This is a genomic window from Flaviaesturariibacter aridisoli (assembly GCF_004343705.1).
Classification (GTDB): domain Bacteria; phylum Bacteroidota; class Bacteroidia; order Chitinophagales; family Chitinophagaceae; genus Flavisolibacter; species Flavisolibacter aridisoli.
The window spans coordinates 157,913-174,067 of sequence record NZ_SKFH01000004.1 but is presented as its reverse complement, the minus strand read 5'-3'; the positions used below and the strand labels follow the sequence as shown (position 1 = coordinate 174,067).

The 16,155-nt window shown below is 58.3% G+C and carries 11 protein-coding genes; 5 read left to right on the top strand and 6 right to left on the bottom strand.

Annotated elements, in window-relative coordinates; translation table 11 throughout:
- Positions 1–182: 182 nt before the first annotated feature.
- Entirely contained in the window at positions 183–935 is a 753-nt protein-coding gene (locus tag E0486_RS04615; RefSeq protein WP_131850968.1) for a universal stress protein, read from the top strand.
- Between the two features lie 143 nt (positions 936–1,078).
- Positions 1,079–2,026, top strand: coding sequence for an arginase (locus tag E0486_RS04610; RefSeq protein WP_131850967.1), 948 nt, complete (start codon positions 1,079–1,081; stop codon positions 2,024–2,026).
- A 27-nt stretch (positions 2,027–2,053) separates the two neighbouring features.
- Here E0486_RS04610 and E0486_RS04605 read toward each other — a convergent pair whose 3' ends face one another.
- Together E0486_RS04605 and E0486_RS04600 are read right to left on the bottom strand one after the other, a co-directional pair.
- Positions 2,054–2,941 carry an SDR family oxidoreductase gene (locus tag E0486_RS04605; RefSeq protein ID WP_131850966.1) on the bottom strand — a complete coding sequence of 296 codons (888 nt, stop codon included), beginning with the start codon at positions 2,939–2,941 and terminating at the stop codon, positions 2,054–2,056.
- An 18-nt stretch (positions 2,942–2,959) separates the two neighbouring features.
- A complete protein-coding gene (locus E0486_RS04600; RefSeq protein ID WP_131850965.1) occupies positions 2,960–3,580 on the bottom strand; it encodes a hypothetical protein in 621 nt (206 codons plus the stop codon).
- 203 nt (positions 3,581–3,783) lie between these two features.
- Here E0486_RS04600 and pfkA point away from each other — a divergent pair, with 203 nt between their 5' ends.
- The 3 genes from pfkA to E0486_RS04585 all read left to right on the top strand — a co-directional run bounded on the left by pfkA (position 3,784) and on the right by E0486_RS04585 (position 6,764).
- On the top strand, positions 3,784–4,767 hold the full coding sequence (pfkA, locus tag E0486_RS04595) for a 6-phosphofructokinase (protein ID WP_131850964.1): 984 nt from the start codon (positions 3,784–3,786) through the stop codon (positions 4,765–4,767).
- 80 nt (positions 4,768–4,847) lie between these two features.
- Positions 4,848–6,338 (top strand): pyruvate kinase, encoded by a 1,491-nt coding sequence (pyk, locus tag E0486_RS04590; RefSeq protein WP_131850963.1) that lies wholly within the window; start codon positions 4,848–4,850, stop codon positions 6,336–6,338.
- An 81-nt stretch (positions 6,339–6,419) separates the two neighbouring features.
- Positions 6,420–6,764 (top strand): avidin-fold protein, encoded by a 345-nt coding sequence (locus tag E0486_RS04585; protein ID WP_131850962.1) that lies wholly within the window; start codon positions 6,420–6,422, stop codon positions 6,762–6,764.
- A 210-nt stretch (positions 6,765–6,974) separates the two neighbouring features.
- Here E0486_RS04585 and E0486_RS04580 read toward each other — a convergent pair whose 3' ends face one another.
- The 4 genes from E0486_RS04580 to glgX all read right to left on the bottom strand — a co-directional run bounded on the left by E0486_RS04580 (position 6,975) and on the right by glgX (position 16,041).
- Positions 6,975–7,754 (bottom strand): alpha/beta hydrolase, encoded by a 780-nt coding sequence (locus tag E0486_RS04580; protein ID WP_131850961.1) that lies wholly within the window; start codon positions 7,752–7,754, stop codon positions 6,975–6,977.
- Between the two features lie 117 nt (positions 7,755–7,871).
- Positions 7,872–12,038, bottom strand: a complete 4,167-nt coding sequence (treY, locus tag E0486_RS04575; RefSeq protein WP_131850960.1) for a malto-oligosyltrehalose synthase — start codon at positions 12,036–12,038, stop codon at positions 7,872–7,874.
- On the bottom strand, positions 12,031–13,872 hold the full coding sequence (treZ, locus tag E0486_RS04570) for a malto-oligosyltrehalose trehalohydrolase (protein ID WP_131850959.1): 1,842 nt from the start codon (positions 13,870–13,872) through the stop codon (positions 12,031–12,033). Before treZ ends, treY begins: the two co-directional genes overlap by 8 nt.
- A 21-nt stretch (positions 13,873–13,893) precedes the next feature.
- On the bottom strand, positions 13,894–16,041 hold the full coding sequence (glgX, locus tag E0486_RS04565) for a glycogen debranching protein GlgX (protein WP_131850958.1): 2,148 nt from the start codon (positions 16,039–16,041) through the stop codon (positions 13,894–13,896).
- Between the last annotated feature and the right edge of the window lie 114 nt (positions 16,042–16,155).

Genomic DNA, 16,155 nt, shown 5'->3' with positions numbered 1-16,155 from the left:
ACGGCCGGGATGGGGCCCGTCCCGGGCAGGCGACCGGCGACCGTTCCTGTAGGCCGGATGCCGTACGGCAGGGGGCGCGCCGCGGCAGGGCTTGCCGTTTGTCCTTACCCCCTTCTCAGCCTTTAAAAAAAGCTTTCGGATGCTCGCTAATAAGGGTACCTTACATTATTAAATCGCATTATATGAAAAACGTTATTCTGCCGATCGACTTTTCGGAGTGCTCGCTGGAAATGGCGCGATACAGCCTGCGAATGTTTGAGAACCATCCGGACGTACGGCTCGTCCTGTACTACCTGTATCATTCCCCCGAAAACGGGGAGAGTGCCTACCGCGCTTTTGAGAGCGTCCGGTTCGGACTGTCGCCCGATTACCTCGACCGCATCGAGACCTACGCTGAAGAGGGCGAGGATTTCCCGACCTCGATCTGCGCATTTTCAAAACGCATCGAAGCGGTGATGATCGTCACCTGTCTCTCGCGCAAAACGCTGAAGCTCGTCGAAAACAATCCCTGTCCGATCATGATCATCCCGTCGAACATCGGGTTCCGGGAGATCCGCACGGTGGCCATTGCTTCCGACTTCCATCACGTGGAACGCGATACGCCGGTGGAGGCTATCCGCCCGGTGCTGGATCTGTTTCACCCCGAACTGCACATTGTGAACGTGAACAGCGACTTTTACATCACGCTCAGCGAGCAGTATGAAAAAGAGCGGCAAAAGCTGGCCGAGTTGTTCCGCGACTACGACCCCGAGTTCGACTTCCTGTCGATGTACGATTACCAGGAGTCGATCCGCTTGTTTGTGGAGGAAAAACAAATCGACCTGCTGATCACGATCCCGCACCACCACGGCTTTGTGGCCGACCTGTTCCGCGAGCACCACACGGTTAGCCTCGTGATGAACAGCCCCATCCCGGTATTGGCTGCACACGATTAACCGAACGAACGGAGTCGGTAATTCATGCAACGTACCGCATGCCCGGCAGCGCCGTCCCTGCCGGGTAACGGCGGCATTGGTCAATTCCTTATTTTCGCCCAAGTGTGGATTGGACCCGTGTTCCGCTGAATCAAAACGATTGCATGAAAAATATCAAGCTGATCGAAGTGCCGTCCGAGATAGGTGCCGGCACCCGCGGCGCGTCGCTGGGCATTGAAGCGATCAAGATCGCCGCCCTCGACTTCATGAGCAACTTCTTCATTCATTTTCCCTCCGACCGGATCCCGGTGGAGAATAAGCTGCTGTACGAGCCCATCGAATCGCCGTATGCAAAGCGGATCAAAGGCATCGCCTCCATGTACGACAAGGTGAGCAAGTCGGTCAGCGAAACGATGAAATCGAATTTCTTTCCCGTTGTATTGAGTGGCGACCACAGCATCGCCGGCGCCACCATTGCCGGTATCAAGATCGCCAAGCCTAAAAGCAAGCTGGGTGTCATCTGGATCGACGCGCACGCGGACCTGCACACACCCTATACTACGCCGTCGGGCAATATGCACGGCATGCCCCTCTCCCTTTCCATCAACGAAGACAATATCGAAAGCGCCGTGCACGAGCTCGACCCCGAGACCGCCAAAATGTGGAACGGCCTGAAGAACCTGGGCAAGATCGCGCCCAAGGTGCTCCCCGAAGACATCGTGTTCATCGCTCTCCGCGATTTTGAAAAGGAGGAAAAAGCACTCATCGACAAGTACGGCATCAAGGTAATCACCACCAAAGAAGTGCGCAGCAAAGGCCCGGAGAACATCGTCCGGGCTGTAACGCGCTACTTGTCCGACTGCACCGATATCTACGTGTCCTTCGACGTCGACTCGCTCGACTCCTCCATCAGCAAAGGCACCGGTACACCCGTGAACAACGGCCTGCGTGAGCGCGAGGCGGAAGACCTGGTGAGTAAATTCATGCAGAACCGCAAGGTGTGCTGCTTTGAGCTGACGGAAGTGAACCCAACCCTGGATAAGGAAAACCTGATGGCCGAGATCGCATTCAACATTTTGCAGCGGAGCGTGAATGTGCTGATGTACTCATAAGAAGCATACAGCACCTGCGTTCTTTCGCTAACCCGGAATGCCCAAGGTCTTACACAAGCCTGCTACGAAGGGTGTGGGCTCATAACCCAATTCCATTCTTGCCTTACTGATATCAAAACCCGTTTTCGGAGGCCGTCGCGCCGGCTGGGCGAAGGTTTGTTCCGTTTCCGGTGTAATGAGGCTTTCGTCCAGACCCAGGTGCCGTGCTACGGCCACGGCAATTTCATAGGGCGTGCGCGGGTCGGCGCCGGAGATATGCCAGGTGCCCAGGCGCCGCTCCTGCACGATCCGGGCAAGGGCTTCCACTAAATCGCCCACATAGGTTGGGGTGCGCAGTTGGTCGTTGAAGATCCGCAGCGGTTTACCGGCGCGCAGGTTGTCGGCCACCATCGTCAGCAGGTTGCCGCGGCCGGCGCGGGGGGCGCCATACACCAGCACTGTGCGCACAATGGACCATGGCCCCGTATAACTACGGACCCATTCCTCCGCCCGCTGTTTTGTTTCGCCGTAATAATTTACCGGCCCCTGCGGGTCGTCCTCTTTGTAAAAACCTTGGTCACCGCTGAACACAAAGTCGGTGGACAGGTACACAAATTGCGCGCCCCCGGCGCCTTCCAGCAGGTGCCGCGTGCCCCCGACATTGATGGCATCGGCCTCTGCGTGGTCCTGCTCGCAGCGATCGGGCTGGGAAATAGCGGCACCATGAACGATGACATCGGGCCGCACCCGCTTCAGCATTTGTTGTACGGCTGGCCCGTCGGTGATATCAAGTGCTTCGTAGGTAAGCGAAGGGTGTGAAAACGAAAGCCGGCAATCACCCCGCCCGCTGGCCAGCACCCGGAAGTGGGGTGCCAACCGCTCGCAGAGATAATTGCCGACAAATCCGTTGGCCCCGGTGATCAGTACCGTTTGCATGGGCCAAATATAGAAGCCTTACGGCACCAGTCCGTACATCGACGTCAGTTGATCGTAGCTGAGCGTGCGGGCGCTGTTGGGCGTCCAGCCGCGGCGCTGCAGCTCCTGCTGCGAGAGCACGAAATAACGCAGGCGGATGTTGCCCTGGCCGCTGTTGAAGACCGATGCGGCATCTTCCTTCATCTGCAGGTTCACATCCACGCCTCCGATCTTTTTGAGGTATTCCCAGTATACCGGGAAATTCATCCGCTCAATGGGCAGGTAAAACGAGAAGGGCATTCCCATCGGTCGCATGGCGCTCGTGTCGGCAAAGTTGTAGCCTTTGCTGAATACCAGCACCGCGCCGTTGTCCATCAGCGCCTGGGTGATGGCGTGGAAAGACCGGGATGTTTTGTACCGCACGGTGCTGTTGTCGCCGGCGCTGCGGTTCCAGCCGTTGGCGGGCTCCCAGTCGGTAACGATCACGTTGCTGCTGTTGATGTTGTTGAGCAGTCCGCGCTCGGGATGTGCCGGTGGCGGCGTCGCGGGGAACTGCGTGGTATCGATGCTGATGGCATCGTTGGGGGCGGCAACATCTGCCTTACGGCAGGCGGAAGCCAGCAGCACGAGGCTGAGTGTGGTAAAAAGTACCCGTTTCATTTAGGAGTGTTTTTGAGGTTAGCTTTTGTTAAAAAATCACAATTCATGCCATGATGCAGACTCGCTAAAACAAATTACCTTCCGCGGCCTAAGGGTTTGGACCGATTTACTGTGTGGAAAGGACACAATGACGGCAAAACCTTAATTTTGGGCCCGACCGTAACGACTGCTTGCGCTAAAACGAACTGAAACGATTATCTGGAATGGAAAAAAAAGTTTCCCGCATTGGCGTGCTGACATCCGGAGGCGACTCGCCGGGGATGAATGCAGCGATCCGTGCGGTGGTGCGTACCGGTAACTATTATGGCCTCGATGTATTCGGCATCATGCGCGGATACCAGGGGCTCATCGAGAACGACATCGTGCGCATGGACAGCCGGTCCGTGGCCAACATCATCCAGCGCGGCGGAACGATCCTCAAGACCGCGCGCTGCAAATCCTTTTACGAAGCCGAAGGCCGTCAGAAGGCTTACGAAGTGGCCAAGAGCCACGGCATCGACGGCCTCGTGATCATAGGTGGCGACGGCTCCTTCCGCGGCGCCGTCAAGTTCAGCGCCGAGTTCGACATCCCCTGCATCGGCATCGCCGGCACCATTGATAAAGACATCTTCGGCACCGACTTCACCATCGGCTTCGATACGGCCGTGAACACCGCCATTGAGGCCATCGACAAGATCCGCGACACTGCCGATGCCCACGACCGCCTTTTTATTGTGGAAGTAATGGGCCGCGACGCAGGCTATATCGCATTACATAGCGGCATTGGCACCGGCGCCGAGCACATCCTGGTGCCCGAGCAAAAGACCGACATCAACGCCGTGGTGGCTTCCCTGAAGGAAAAGGAACGCCGCAAGAAGCTGGTGAACATCATCGTGGTGGCGGAAGGCGACGAATTTGGCGGCGCCAACAAAGTGGCCGAGGTCATCAAACAGGAGTTGCCCAACGCGGAGACCCGCGTGTGCATCCTGGGACATATCCAGCGCGGCGGCGCCCCATCTTCGATGGACCGCCTCATTGCGAGCCGCATGGGGTACCATGCCGTGGAATGCCTCATCGAAGGCCGTCACAATGTGTTCGTCGGCATCCAGAACAACCGGATGAACTATGTGCCGCTGGACCAGGTGGGCAAGAAAAAAGGTACCATCAGCCAGGAATGGATGAAAATCGTTAAAATACTCGCTTCCTAATCGCTGATGTAGGATGTAGGATGGCTGACGTATTCTAAATCAGACATCCGACATCAGAGATCAGACATCAAAAAGATATTATGAGCAAGAACGTCGGAAAATATTACCACAAGTCGATGGACCGCACCGCGGGTATCGAGCATACCTACCATCGCACGAAGATCGTTGCTACCGTTGGCCCCGCCTGCGATACCTACGACAAGCTGCTGGAGCTGATCAAGTGCGGCGTGAACGTGTTCCGCCTCAACTTCTCGCACGGCACCCACGAAGACAAAGCCAAGATCATCGAGTTCATCCGCCAGATCAATAAGACCGAGCCCTACAACATCGCTATTCTCGGCGACCTGCAGGGACCGAAGCTGCGTGTGGGTGAGATGGAAAACGGCGGTATGGACGTGCGTCCCGGCGACATCCTCACGTTTACCAACGAAAAGCTGGTGGGCAACAAGGAGCGCATCTACGTATCGTACCCCAACCTGCACGCCGACGTGAAGGTGGGCAACACCATCATGATCGATGATGGCAAGATCGAGGTGAAGGTTGCCAACATCCTGCGCAACAACGACGTGCAGGTGGAAGTGGTGTTGGGTGGATACCTTTCGAGCAAGAAGGGTGTTAACCTGCCCGATACGAAGATCTCCCTGCCGGCTATCACCGACAAAGACCTCGTGGACCTCGAGTTCATCATCGACCAGGAGCTCGACTGGGTGGCGCTTTCCTTCGTACGTAGCGTAAAGGACATCATCATCCTGCGCAACAAGCTCCAGGAACGCAAGAGTAAAACGAAGATCATCGCCAAGATCGAAAAGCCCGAGGCGCTGAACAATATCCGCGACATCATCGTGGAGTCGGACGCCATCATGATCGCCCGCGGCGACCTCGGCGTGGAGCTGCCCGTAGAGCAGATCCCGCTGATCCAGCGCCAGCTGATCCGCAAGTGCCTGCACCGTGCCAAGCCGGTGATCGTGGCCACGCAGATGATGGAATCGATGATCGACCGCAGCAAGCCCAACCGCTCCGAGATCACCGACGTCGCCAACGCCGTACTCGAGGGCGCCGACGCTGTTATGCTTTCGGGCGAAACGGCTACGGGCAACCACCCCAAGCTCGTGGTGGAAACGATGCGCAAGATCATTATGGAGGTGGAGCGTACTGAGTACCGCTACGACCGCGAAGAATCGCTGACGCCGCAGCCCCACTCCCCTTCGTTCCAGAGCGACGCCATCTGCTACAACGCCTGTAAGCTGGCTTCCGACGTGAACGCCGATGCCCTGATCGGGATGACGCAAAGCGGCTACACGGGCTTCATGCTCAGCTCGTACCGGCCCAAGTCGCCGCTGTACGTATTTACCAAGGAACGCTCGCTGGTAAACCAGCTGAGCCTCAGCTGGGGCGTGCGTGCCTTCTTCTACGACGAAGAGGACAGCCTCGACGATATCATCAACGACCAGATCGACATCCTGAAGGAGCGCGGTTTCCTGAAGAGCGGTGATGTGGTGGTGAATACCGGCTCCACGCCGGTGCACCTGCACCTTCCGACCAACGTGGTCAAGATCACGAAGGTGGATTAAGCTTTCTGGTTTTTTAGATTATTGGTAAGGGGCGCATTATGCGGCCCTTACTTCATTTTGGGCGATGCCTTACTTTGTACCATGATCGATTACAACGGCCGGCGGTTTCGCGGAGTCAGCAATACAGAAAACGGCGAGGTGAGCGGCGATACGGAATTCCAGTACCGGCAGTCGGGCAACATCGTCACTGCCATCTATTCGGGCGGCCCGATCCTGATCGGGCACTTGCTGGCTACGGCCGATGAATCGGGGGTGCTTGATATGCGCTATCACCACGTCAACACCGCGGGCGAGCTCTTGACGGGTGAATGCCGCTCGGTACCGGAACTGCTGCCCGATGGCCGGCTGCGCCTGCACGAAAGCTGGCGCTGGACGAGTGGAGACGGAAGCAGCGGCACCTCCGTGGTGGAAGAAGTAGGGTCCTGATCCTCGCGTGCAGGTATGGCGCGTGTTGTTACTTCACGCGGAAATAGCGCACCAGCATCGAAGAATACCACCCGTACGCTTTTGGTAAACGTATCGCAGGAAACAGCAATGCCGGAGGTCTGTGCGAGAAGTCTGCCTGACCAGGTGCCGGGAAAATGCACGCATGCGGTTGGTGGCGGTCGGAATTCCGTGAACCCAGCTGCCCCTAAACTAAAGAATAATCCGTTCCGGGCGCTTCCAGAGCCAGTGATAAAAATCGCGAAACGAATCGCGCCAGGCCGCTTCGCTGTGCTCGCCTTCCGGATTGACTATTTCATGGAGGTGAAAACGCGGGTATCGCCGAAGCAACGCGGTGATGTGCCGGACGCGTTCCGCCATCTGAGCGCCTTCTTTTTCACCCGCGTAGAAATACAGTTGCATGCTGGCCTGGCTTCGGTCCGCCAGTGCGCGGGTCTGCTGCTCGAGATCGTTCTGGAGCCAGAAGGACGGTGAAAAAATTCCCGCTTTGCCGTATACTTCCGGGTGCAGCAGGGCTGCATAATAGGAGATCAGGCCTCCCATCGAAGATCCGGCGATCCAGGTGTGCTCTCGGCCGCTCTTCGTTCGATAATGCTTGTCGATAAAGGGTTTTAGCGTTTCGGTGAGAAAGGCCAGGTAGGGACGTCCCTCCCCTTTGCCGAACTCTTCATCGTCGTGCAGCTTGTATTCGCGGAGGCGGTGCTCGCCGCCGTTGTCGATACCCACCACGATGCATTTGCGTTCCGCCTCGTCGATTGTTTCATCCACCTGCCATTCTTCGCCGAAGGCACTCCACTCCTCAAACAGGTTTTGGCCGTCGTGCATATACAGCACCGGGAAATGCTTTTCACTTTGGTGATAGTCGGGCGGCAGGTACAACCAGATACGGCGGTAGCGGCCCAGCTGCGGCATATAAAAAGCCGTATCCAGTATATATACATTCGGTGCCAGCTGGCTATTGCGATCTTCCATGGAAAAGGTCTAGTGTTCTGATAGTCTGTTGGTTTATTGGTTACAAGAGCTTCCCAACTTGTTACCGGCTCTTTACTTCCCTGCTCCTCACCGATAACTCATCGGCCCAATGTCCGTTCAGCACCTGTTGAACCACTCCGTCCACTGCCGGAGGCGGCGGCGGACTTCTTTGTTCAGCTGCCCGGGAAGCAGGCGCCAGCCCCAGTTGTTCTCCCCCGAAGCCGGTGTGTTCATCCGTCCGAGTTCGTCGAGACCCAGCAGGTCCTGCATGGGCAGGATGGCCGTTTCGGCCACGGAAGATAAGGCGAGACGACACAGGTAGGTCGGCACTTCGATTTCGGTCAGCTCGCGACCGGCATAGGCCCATAGGCGGTGCCGGGTGGCCTCGTCGATGTCGTGGCGGTACCAGCCGCGGGAGGTATTGTTGTCGTGGGTGCCCGGGTAGGCCAGGAAGCGGCGGGTGAAGTTGTGCGGGATGTGGGGTGATTCCGGCGCATCGTCGCCGAACGCGAACTGAAGGACCTTCATACCCGGAAGTTGAAACTGGTCGCGCAATTCCAGTACGGCCTCGTCGATGTCGCCCAGGTCCTCGGCCACAAAGGGCAGGCTGCCCAGCTGCGCATGTACTGCTTCAAAGAAAGTGGCGCCCGGTCCTTCGATCCATTGGCCGTTGCGGGCCGTATCCTCGTACGCCGGCACCTCCCAATAAGCAGCGAAGGCCCGGAAGTGGTCGAGGCGCACAAGGTCGAATAGCTCGCTGTTGCGCCGCAAGCGCGCTACCCACCATGCGTAGTCCTGCTCCCGCATCGCCTTCCAATCATACACCGGCATGCCCCACAACTGGCCGTCGGCACTGAACGCATCCGGCGGCACGCCCGCAAGACCTAGCCGCTTGCCTTCCGCATCGAGCCGGAACAGCCCGCGATGCGCCCACACATCCACTGAATCGTAGCTGACATAAAAGGGCAGGTCGCCGATGAGGCGGATGCCGCGCTCGTTGCAATAAAGCTTCAGGGCCTTCCACTGCCGTTCAAATACAAATTGTTCCCACCGCACCTGCTGTAGGGCCTCTGCCTCTTCCCGGTCTACTTTTGCCAGCGCAGCCGAGTCGCGCAGCCGGAACGGCTCGTCCCATTCATGCCAGGGCTTTCCCTCGTGGCGGCGCTTCAGCACCGTGTAGCGGGCAAAGTCTTCGAGCCAGCACTGCTCGCGGGCGCCGAAAGTGTCAAATTCAACAGAGCCACCTTGTTCTTTGAATCGCCGGTAGGCAAGCCCAAGCATATGCTCCCGGACGCTTTCAGCAGCGGCATAATCGGTCTTTTCTTCCGGCGGGCGGTACTGGCCTTGCATTTCCTGCTGAGTGAGCCAGCCTTCCGCCAGCAAACCCTCGGGACTGATCAGCAGCCGGTTGCCCGCGTCGGCGGAGATGCTGCTGTAGGGCGAATGTGCCTGTCCGGCCTCCGTTGGATTGAGCGGGAGCAGTTGCCAGTATTGCTGCCGCGATTTTTCCAGGAAGTCGGCAAAGCGGTATGCTTCGGGGCCGAGGTCGCCGATGGCGAATGCAGAAGGCAACGAGCTGATATGCAGCAAGAGGCCGGCTGAGCGCCCACGCGTTTCCTTCGCCTTTCCCTCCAATAATGCGAAAGGAAGCTTCGCGAAAAGTGTGGCGATATCCAATACTTTTTTACCCCGGCATGTTTCGTTCGTCAAAGTGCTGGTCCATACATCGCCGAACCCCTGTGGCAACAGGACGCGGGTGTCCTGCCAATCGACTGCATCCGGAGTTTCTGCCAGGGCCGCGGTGTAGAGCGGCAATGCCACCAGCAACACTTCGCCGGCATACCTGCGGGCAAAAGCAAAAACGTGGTCCTTTCGTTTACCCTCCGTTTTGAGTGGGATATACGCCCCGCGGGCAAACAAGTCGCTGTGGCGGGCACGCTGCTGCAGCAGGTGCTGCGTGAGCCAGAATTTGAAGCGGCCATCGCGGCGCTGCTGCCAGAGTTGTATGCGCTCCTCCGCTCCTTCCGGGAGCTGCCGGAGCCATTGTTTGCGCAGCTCATAATTCACCGGGCGCCGGTTGTCGGGGTCAACGAGACTGAGGTCCCAACCCTCGCAACCTTGGTAAATATCCGGTGTGCCCGGCGCCGTGCATTTAAGCAGGAGCTGGGCGAGCGAGTTGACGATTCCGAATTCGGTTACCCGTTCCCGCAAGACTTTTGCTTCCTTCCAAAAGCTACTGTCCGGCGCCGAAAGCGTACGCGCCAACTGTTTGGCAGCCGCTTCATAGGCACTGTCGGGCCTTGCCCAGTCGGATCTGCGCTTGCTTTCACGGAGCGCTTTTTCGAAGTATGCTTCCAGTCGGTCCGCATAGCCTGGCTCTTCAGTGGGATCTGCCGGAAACGAGCCGATCAGCGTTTGAAGCAGCAGGTAGGCGTCATTCGCGTCCGGTGATTCATCGCGGTAGCCGGCGAACCATTTCCGGGCGAGCGCGATCCACTGGTCGGGAAGCGCCGACAGCGCCTGCAGGCGCGCCCGCACGTCCTCACCCCGCTTCGTGTCGTGTGTAGAACTAGCATTGAGCGCGAAGGGCCATTCAGCCTGGCGTTCCCGGAGTACCGCATGCAGTTCGGCGGGTTTCCAGCCGAATTGGGCCGGCGCGTCGCCCACTTCGTTGTGCCCGATGAACCGGAAGAACGTGTACATCAGCGTGTCTTCCACTCCCTTGGCCATCAGCGGCCCGCTCAGTTGCATCAGCCGTTTGTACAGGTGCCCGATCTTCCCCGCCCGTACTTCGTCGACTTCGGGATGCAGCAGGGTGTGCTCGAGCAAGCCGAGCGCGGGCGCGAGGTCGGGACGGCTCGCGCGGGCCTGCTCAAAGGCTTCGTGCAAGTGGCGCGTCTCGGCCTCGTCAAAGGGCTGGCGGTTGCCGTAATAGCGGTACACCGGCATATGAATCAGGAATTCCGCCACCGCTGTTTTCAGGTCCTCGGTACGCATCTGCGCGTAGTCTGCCGGGAGCAGCAACTGCATCAGCAACTGGTAGAGGTTTTCAAGCTCGCCGCCCATGTGCTGGTAAAGTATATGCGCTTTTTTATCGCGCACCTGCTGCGCAACCGTTCGGTGGTCGGGCACGAGGCTATAGTAATACCGGGTGAAGGCTTCTTCGCTCGCGGGGTCGGTGAGCAACTGGTTTACTTGCGCCAGGAATTCGTATCCCGTAGTGCCTTCAATGGGCCAGCCCTGCGGCAGCTCCTCGTGCAGCTCCAGGATCTTTTCCACCACGATGTAGCATTCAGGGCCCAACAGCGTCCGCAAGCGTTCCAGGTAGGTAGTCGGATCGTAAAGGCCATCCACGTGGTCTACCCGCACGCCCTGGAAAACGCCCTCCTTCACCAATTGGCGGATGTGTCCGTGGAAGGCGGTAAACACCTGCTCGTCCTGCATGTTTAGGCAAATGAGGCCGTTGACCGTAAAGAAGCGCCGGTAGTTGATGTTGCCGTCGGTTTCCTGCCAGTGGCAAAGGCGGTATACCTGGTCGTTGGCAATAGCGAGCAGCGCATCTTTGTTTTCATTGACCGCTGCAACGGAAGCTTCAAGGTCATTGCGTACGACCACGTTCTTGAGCAGGCCGGCGAGCTGCTGCATCAGTTCTTCAAAACGGGTGGCAAATTGCGTGGCGTCTTCGGTTGCCTGCAGCTCCGAGGCCTGCTGAATCCACTGCTTTACTGCTTCGGTGCCCTCTGCCCGGTGCAGCACGGTTTGGTAAGAACCAAGGCGCAGCGGATAGCGCGCTCCGAAGTACTCCAGGTGCAACCTGCCTTCGGATGCAATCAACACGAGCTCGCCGTCGCGCACAGCGCTTTCGAGCGGCTTACCGAGAAAGGGTGCCATGATGTGGCCGGCCGCCACGGCGTCGTTCCAGGTTACATCAAAGAAAGTTGCATACACCGATTGCCGGCCTTTTTCGAGCACATCGTGCAGCCAGTGGTTGCGGGTGTCGTAGGCCATATGGTTGGGCACAATGTCCTGCAGCCAGCCGATCCCCGCTTTCCGCAGCCGCGCGCTGATGGAGCGCAGTTGTTCCAGCGTTCCGATCTCCGGGTTGATCTCGTGCGGGTTAAGGGCATCATAACCGTGGGTGCTGCCGGGCGTGGCGGTGAAGATCGGCGAAGCGTAGATCGTTTTCACGCCGAGGCCGATAAAGTAATCAAGGTGCCGCTCGAAGTCGGCAAAGGTGAAGTCTTTATGAAACTGGATGCGGTAGGTGGAGATCGGGTTATACATCGGGGTGGGTATACAGGATGAAGGACTCGGGTTGTAGTTCTACGGATTCGCCGCTGAGGCCGTCACCGGGTGCGGAAGCGGTGGCGCCCCACTCTTCGGCGGCGGAATACAGCCGCAGCTCCCAGCTGCTGTCTGCAACCGGCAAGGTCAGCGTGGCGGCTTTTTGGGAGAAGTTCATCAGGCAAAGCAGCGACTGGCCGCCGCCACTGCGCTGCAGCACGAGCGTGCCCTCGCTTTCCGAAGCCTTCGCCGATACGGTGCTCCGGTCGAGGGTATAGAGCGCAGGCTCGTTTTGGCGCAACCGGATCAATGCGCGGTAGAAACGCAGCAGGCTGTTATGCCGGTCTTCTTCCAACAAATTCCATTGGAGCTTCGAGCGAAGAAAGGTCTCTTCCGACACCGGGTCGGGCGCCTCGCCCTGCGCGTGAAAGGCGGCGAACTCTTTCTTGCGGCCTTCGCGCACGGCAGTGGCCAGTTCTGGGTCGGAATGGCTGACAAAGTAGAGAAACGGATTCTGCTCGCCCCACTCCTCGCCCATCCACAGCATCGGCAGAAAGGGTGCTGTGAGCACCGCGCCCGCCATCAGCTTCAGCATTTCAAACGATACAAGCGCACTGCACCGCTCGCCGAGCATCCGGTTGCCCACCTGGTCGTGGTTTTGGGAAAACACGATAAACTGCCGGCCCGTGTTATTTGTCGCTGGTTGCCCGAAGTGTTTCTTCCGGTGCTCCGACCATTGACCGTCGTACACATACGCATCGCGGTAAGCTTTCGCCAGCTGGCTGATGCTGCTGAAGTCCGCGTAATAGCCGCTTCGCTCGCCAGTGGCGGTCACGCGGAGGGCGTGGTGAAACTCGTCGATCCACTGGCTGTGCATCCCGAAGCCTTTTTCTTCTATAGGATCGATGAAGCGCGGGTCGTTGAGGTCGCACTCCACAATGAGGTAATGCCGGCGGCCGGTCTCCGATTGCAGTTGGTCTACACAAAGGCGCAGGTCGCGGAGAAAGTGACTGGCGCCGAAATCCTTGATGGCGTGCACGGCATCCAGGCGCAGGGCGTCGATATGAAAATCGCGCAGCCACATCAGCGCGTTCTCGATAAAATAGCGGCGCACGCCGTCACTCCAGGCGTCATCGAAGTTCAGCGCGCCACCCCAGGGCGTTTGGTATTTGCTCGTAAAATAGGGCCCATAAGCGCCCAGGTAGTTGCCTTCTGGCCCCAGGTGGTTGTACACGACGTCGAGCACCACAGCGAGCCCGCGCCGGTGGCAGGTGTCCACCAGCCGCTGCAGGCCTTCGGCACCGCCATAGCTCTGTTGCACCGCGAATGGAAACACCGCATCGTAGCCCCAGTTGCGGCCGCCGGGAAATTGTGCCACAGGCATCAGCTCTATGGCCGTCACGCCCAGTGCAACCAGGTGATCAAGCCTGGATTCAATCCCCGCGAAGGTGCCCTCGGGCGAAAAGGTGCCTGTATGCAACTCATACATAAGGTAGCGGTCGAGTTCGGGGTTTTCCCAATGACTGTCGCTCCAGGCAAAGCGCGCTGTGTCGACGATCTCCGAAGGGCCGTGCACGCCGTCGGGCTGCGCCAGCGAAGCAGGATCCGGGAGCGCATCGCCGCCTTCCACGCGGAGCTGGTAGCGATCGCCGGGCCTCAGATCCGTGCTGCGCAGCGTCCAGTAACCGCCCTCCTCCGCATACAGCGGCAGCCTGCGGCCGCCCGTATCGAGCTCGACGGAATGTTTCACCGGTGCCCACACCCGTATTTCTACCGATCCATCCTTCAGCACGGTTGCACCCAACGTTCGGTGGCTGATATTAATTGATTGCATCTGGTTTCATTTAGAGGAGCTTCATTCCAGGGTCTCATTGGGTAGTCGCCAGATCTGACGCAGTACGATCAGGGTGTGGCCAAACGCGTGAATCGGCTCCCCCTTTGTGATCGGGATCCCTTCTTCGGAAACAAAATCATCGGAGGTGTCGATGACCTTCGCCCACCCATCGCCGTAGCGTTCGGGAAGCTGGAAGTCGAGTCCATCGAAATGGGCGTTGAAGATCAGGTAGAAGCTATCGTCGTGAATGGGATTTCCCTGCTCGTCGACCGATCGCAATGCTGTGCCGTTCAGAAATACGCCGAGCGATTTGGCAAAGTCGTTGTTCCAGTTGTCCTCGGTCATTTCAGCACCACTCGGCTGGAACCAATTGATGTCTTTTAGCTCGCTGCCCTTGATGGGCTGTCCCTTGAACCAGCGCTTGCGCGAGAACACGGGATGGCGCCGGTGAAAGTGGATCATCTTCTGCATGAAAGCCAGCAGGCCCGCATCGTGCGTTTCCCAGTTGATCCAGGATATTTCGTTGTCCTGGCAATAAGCGTTGTTGTTACCGACCTGTGTGCGGCCCAGCTCGTCGCCGGCTACGATCATCGGTACTCCCTGGCTGAGAAACAGGGTGGTCATGAAGTTGCGCTTCTGCCGGGCCCGTAGCTTTTGTATTTCCGGGTCGTCCGTAGGGCCTTCGGTACCGCAGTTCCAGGATCGGTTGTGGCTTTCTCCATCGTTGTTGTTTTCGCCGTTGGCCTCGTTGTGCTTTTCATTGTACGATACGAGGTCGTGCAGGGTGAACCCGTCGTGGGCCGTTACGAAATTGATGGAAGAAAAGGGATGCCGGTAGTCTTTGAAATAAAGGTCGGGCGAACCGGTAAGGCGCAGGGCGAATTCGCCGAGCACCGAGTCGGCGCCGCGCCAGTAGTCGCGCATGGTATCGCGGTATTTGCCGTTCCATTCGGCCCAGCCCGGCGGGAACTTTCCCACCTGGTAGCCGCCTTCCCCGATGTCCCAGGGTTCGGCGATAAGTTTTACCTGCGAGATCACCGGATCCTGGTGGATGATGTCGAAAAACGATCCGAGCCGGTCCACGTCGTGGAGCTCGCGGGCAAGTGCCGAGGCGAGGTCGAAGCGGAAGCCATCGACATGCATCTCGAGGATCCAGTAACGCAGGCTGTCCATGATAAGGCGCAGCGTGTTCGGCGACATAACGTTGAGCGTGTTGCCGGTGCCGGTATAATCCATGTAGTAGCGCTTGTCTTCCGTTAGCCGGTAGTAATCGAGGTTGTCTACACCACGGAAGCAGAGCGTCGCACCCAGTTGATTGCCTTCGGCCGTGTGGTTGTATACCACGTCGAGGATCACCTCGATACCGGCTTTGTGCAGGGCTTTTACCATCTCTTTGAACTCGCGCACCTGCTCGCCGCGGCGGCCTGATGAGCTGTAGCGGACATCGGGGGCAAAGTAGCCGATGGTGTTGTAGCCCCAGTAATTGGTAAGCCCCCGGTCAAAAAGAACGCGGTCCCTGACGAACTGGTGTACCGGCATCAGCTCGATGGCTGAAATGCCGAGGTCCTGCAGGTACTGGATCATTACCGGGTGCGCAAGTGCGGCATAGGTGCCCCGGATATTTTCGGGGATGCCCGGGTGCCGGTACGTGAGTCCCTTTACATGTGCTTCGTAAATGATGCTCTTGTGGTAAGGAATGCGCAGGGGTCGGTCGTCCTCCCAATCGAAGCCGGCATCGATGACCACGGATTTGGGAATGTAGCTGGCGCTGTCGGTCCTGCTGAAGCTGAGGTCGCTGTCTTTATGTCCCACCCTGTAGCCAAAGAGGGAATCGTGCCACTGGATGGTGCCGGAAATGGCTTTGGCGTATGGGTCGATGAGCAGCTTATGGGGGTTGAAGCGATGGCCGTTGCCGGGCTCGTAAGGCCCGTGAACGCGGTAACCGTATTGCTGTCCGGGTTTGAGGCCGGCGATATAGCCGTGCCACACGTGGTGGGAACGTTCCCGGAGGCGCAACCGTGCCACTTCACGGGTGCGCTTGGGGCCCGATTCAAAAAGGCAGAGCTCCACCGCAGTAGCGTGTTCGGCGTGTAGGGCGAAATTCACACCGTTCCCGTCCCAGTTGGCGCCCAGGGGGTATGGCCGCCCCGGGATTACTCGATATTCCATGCACTCGTTATTGGTATTCGTTGGTGACCGGGATAATGAAAAAGTCAGGCCACGGAACGAAGCAGGCTGCTCCCATTCCCGATTGCCGATTGCTGATTCACGTAACTTAGCGCC

Coding starts and splice junctions, on each gene's coding strand:
- E0486_RS04615 (WP_131850968.1), top strand. CDS start 183: ATGAAAAACGTTATTCTGCCGATCGACTTTTCGGAGTGCTCGCTGGAA.
- E0486_RS04610 (WP_131850967.1), top strand. CDS start 1,079: ATGAAAAATATCAAGCTGATCGAAGTGCCGTCCGAGATAGGTGCCGGC.
- E0486_RS04605 (WP_131850966.1), bottom strand. CDS start 2,941: ATGCAAACGGTACTGATCACCGGGGCCAACGGATTTGTCGGCAATTAT.
- E0486_RS04600 (WP_131850965.1), bottom strand. CDS start 3,580: ATGAAACGGGTACTTTTTACCACACTCAGCCTCGTGCTGCTGGCTTCC.
- pfkA (WP_131850964.1), top strand. CDS start 3,784: ATGGAAAAAAAAGTTTCCCGCATTGGCGTGCTGACATCCGGAGGCGAC.
- pyk (WP_131850963.1), top strand. CDS start 4,848: ATGAGCAAGAACGTCGGAAAATATTACCACAAGTCGATGGACCGCACC.
- E0486_RS04585 (WP_131850962.1), top strand. CDS start 6,420: ATGATCGATTACAACGGCCGGCGGTTTCGCGGAGTCAGCAATACAGAA.
- E0486_RS04580 (WP_131850961.1), bottom strand. CDS start 7,754: ATGGAAGATCGCAATAGCCAGCTGGCACCGAATGTATATATACTGGAT.
- treY (WP_131850960.1), bottom strand. CDS start 12,038: ATGTATAACCCGATCTCCACCTACCGCATCCAGTTTCATAAAGACTTC.
- treZ (WP_131850959.1), bottom strand. CDS start 13,872: ATGCAATCAATTAATATCAGCCACCGAACGTTGGGTGCAACCGTGCTG.
- glgX (WP_131850958.1), bottom strand. CDS start 16,041: ATGGAATATCGAGTAATCCCGGGGCGGCCATACCCCCTGGGCGCCAAC.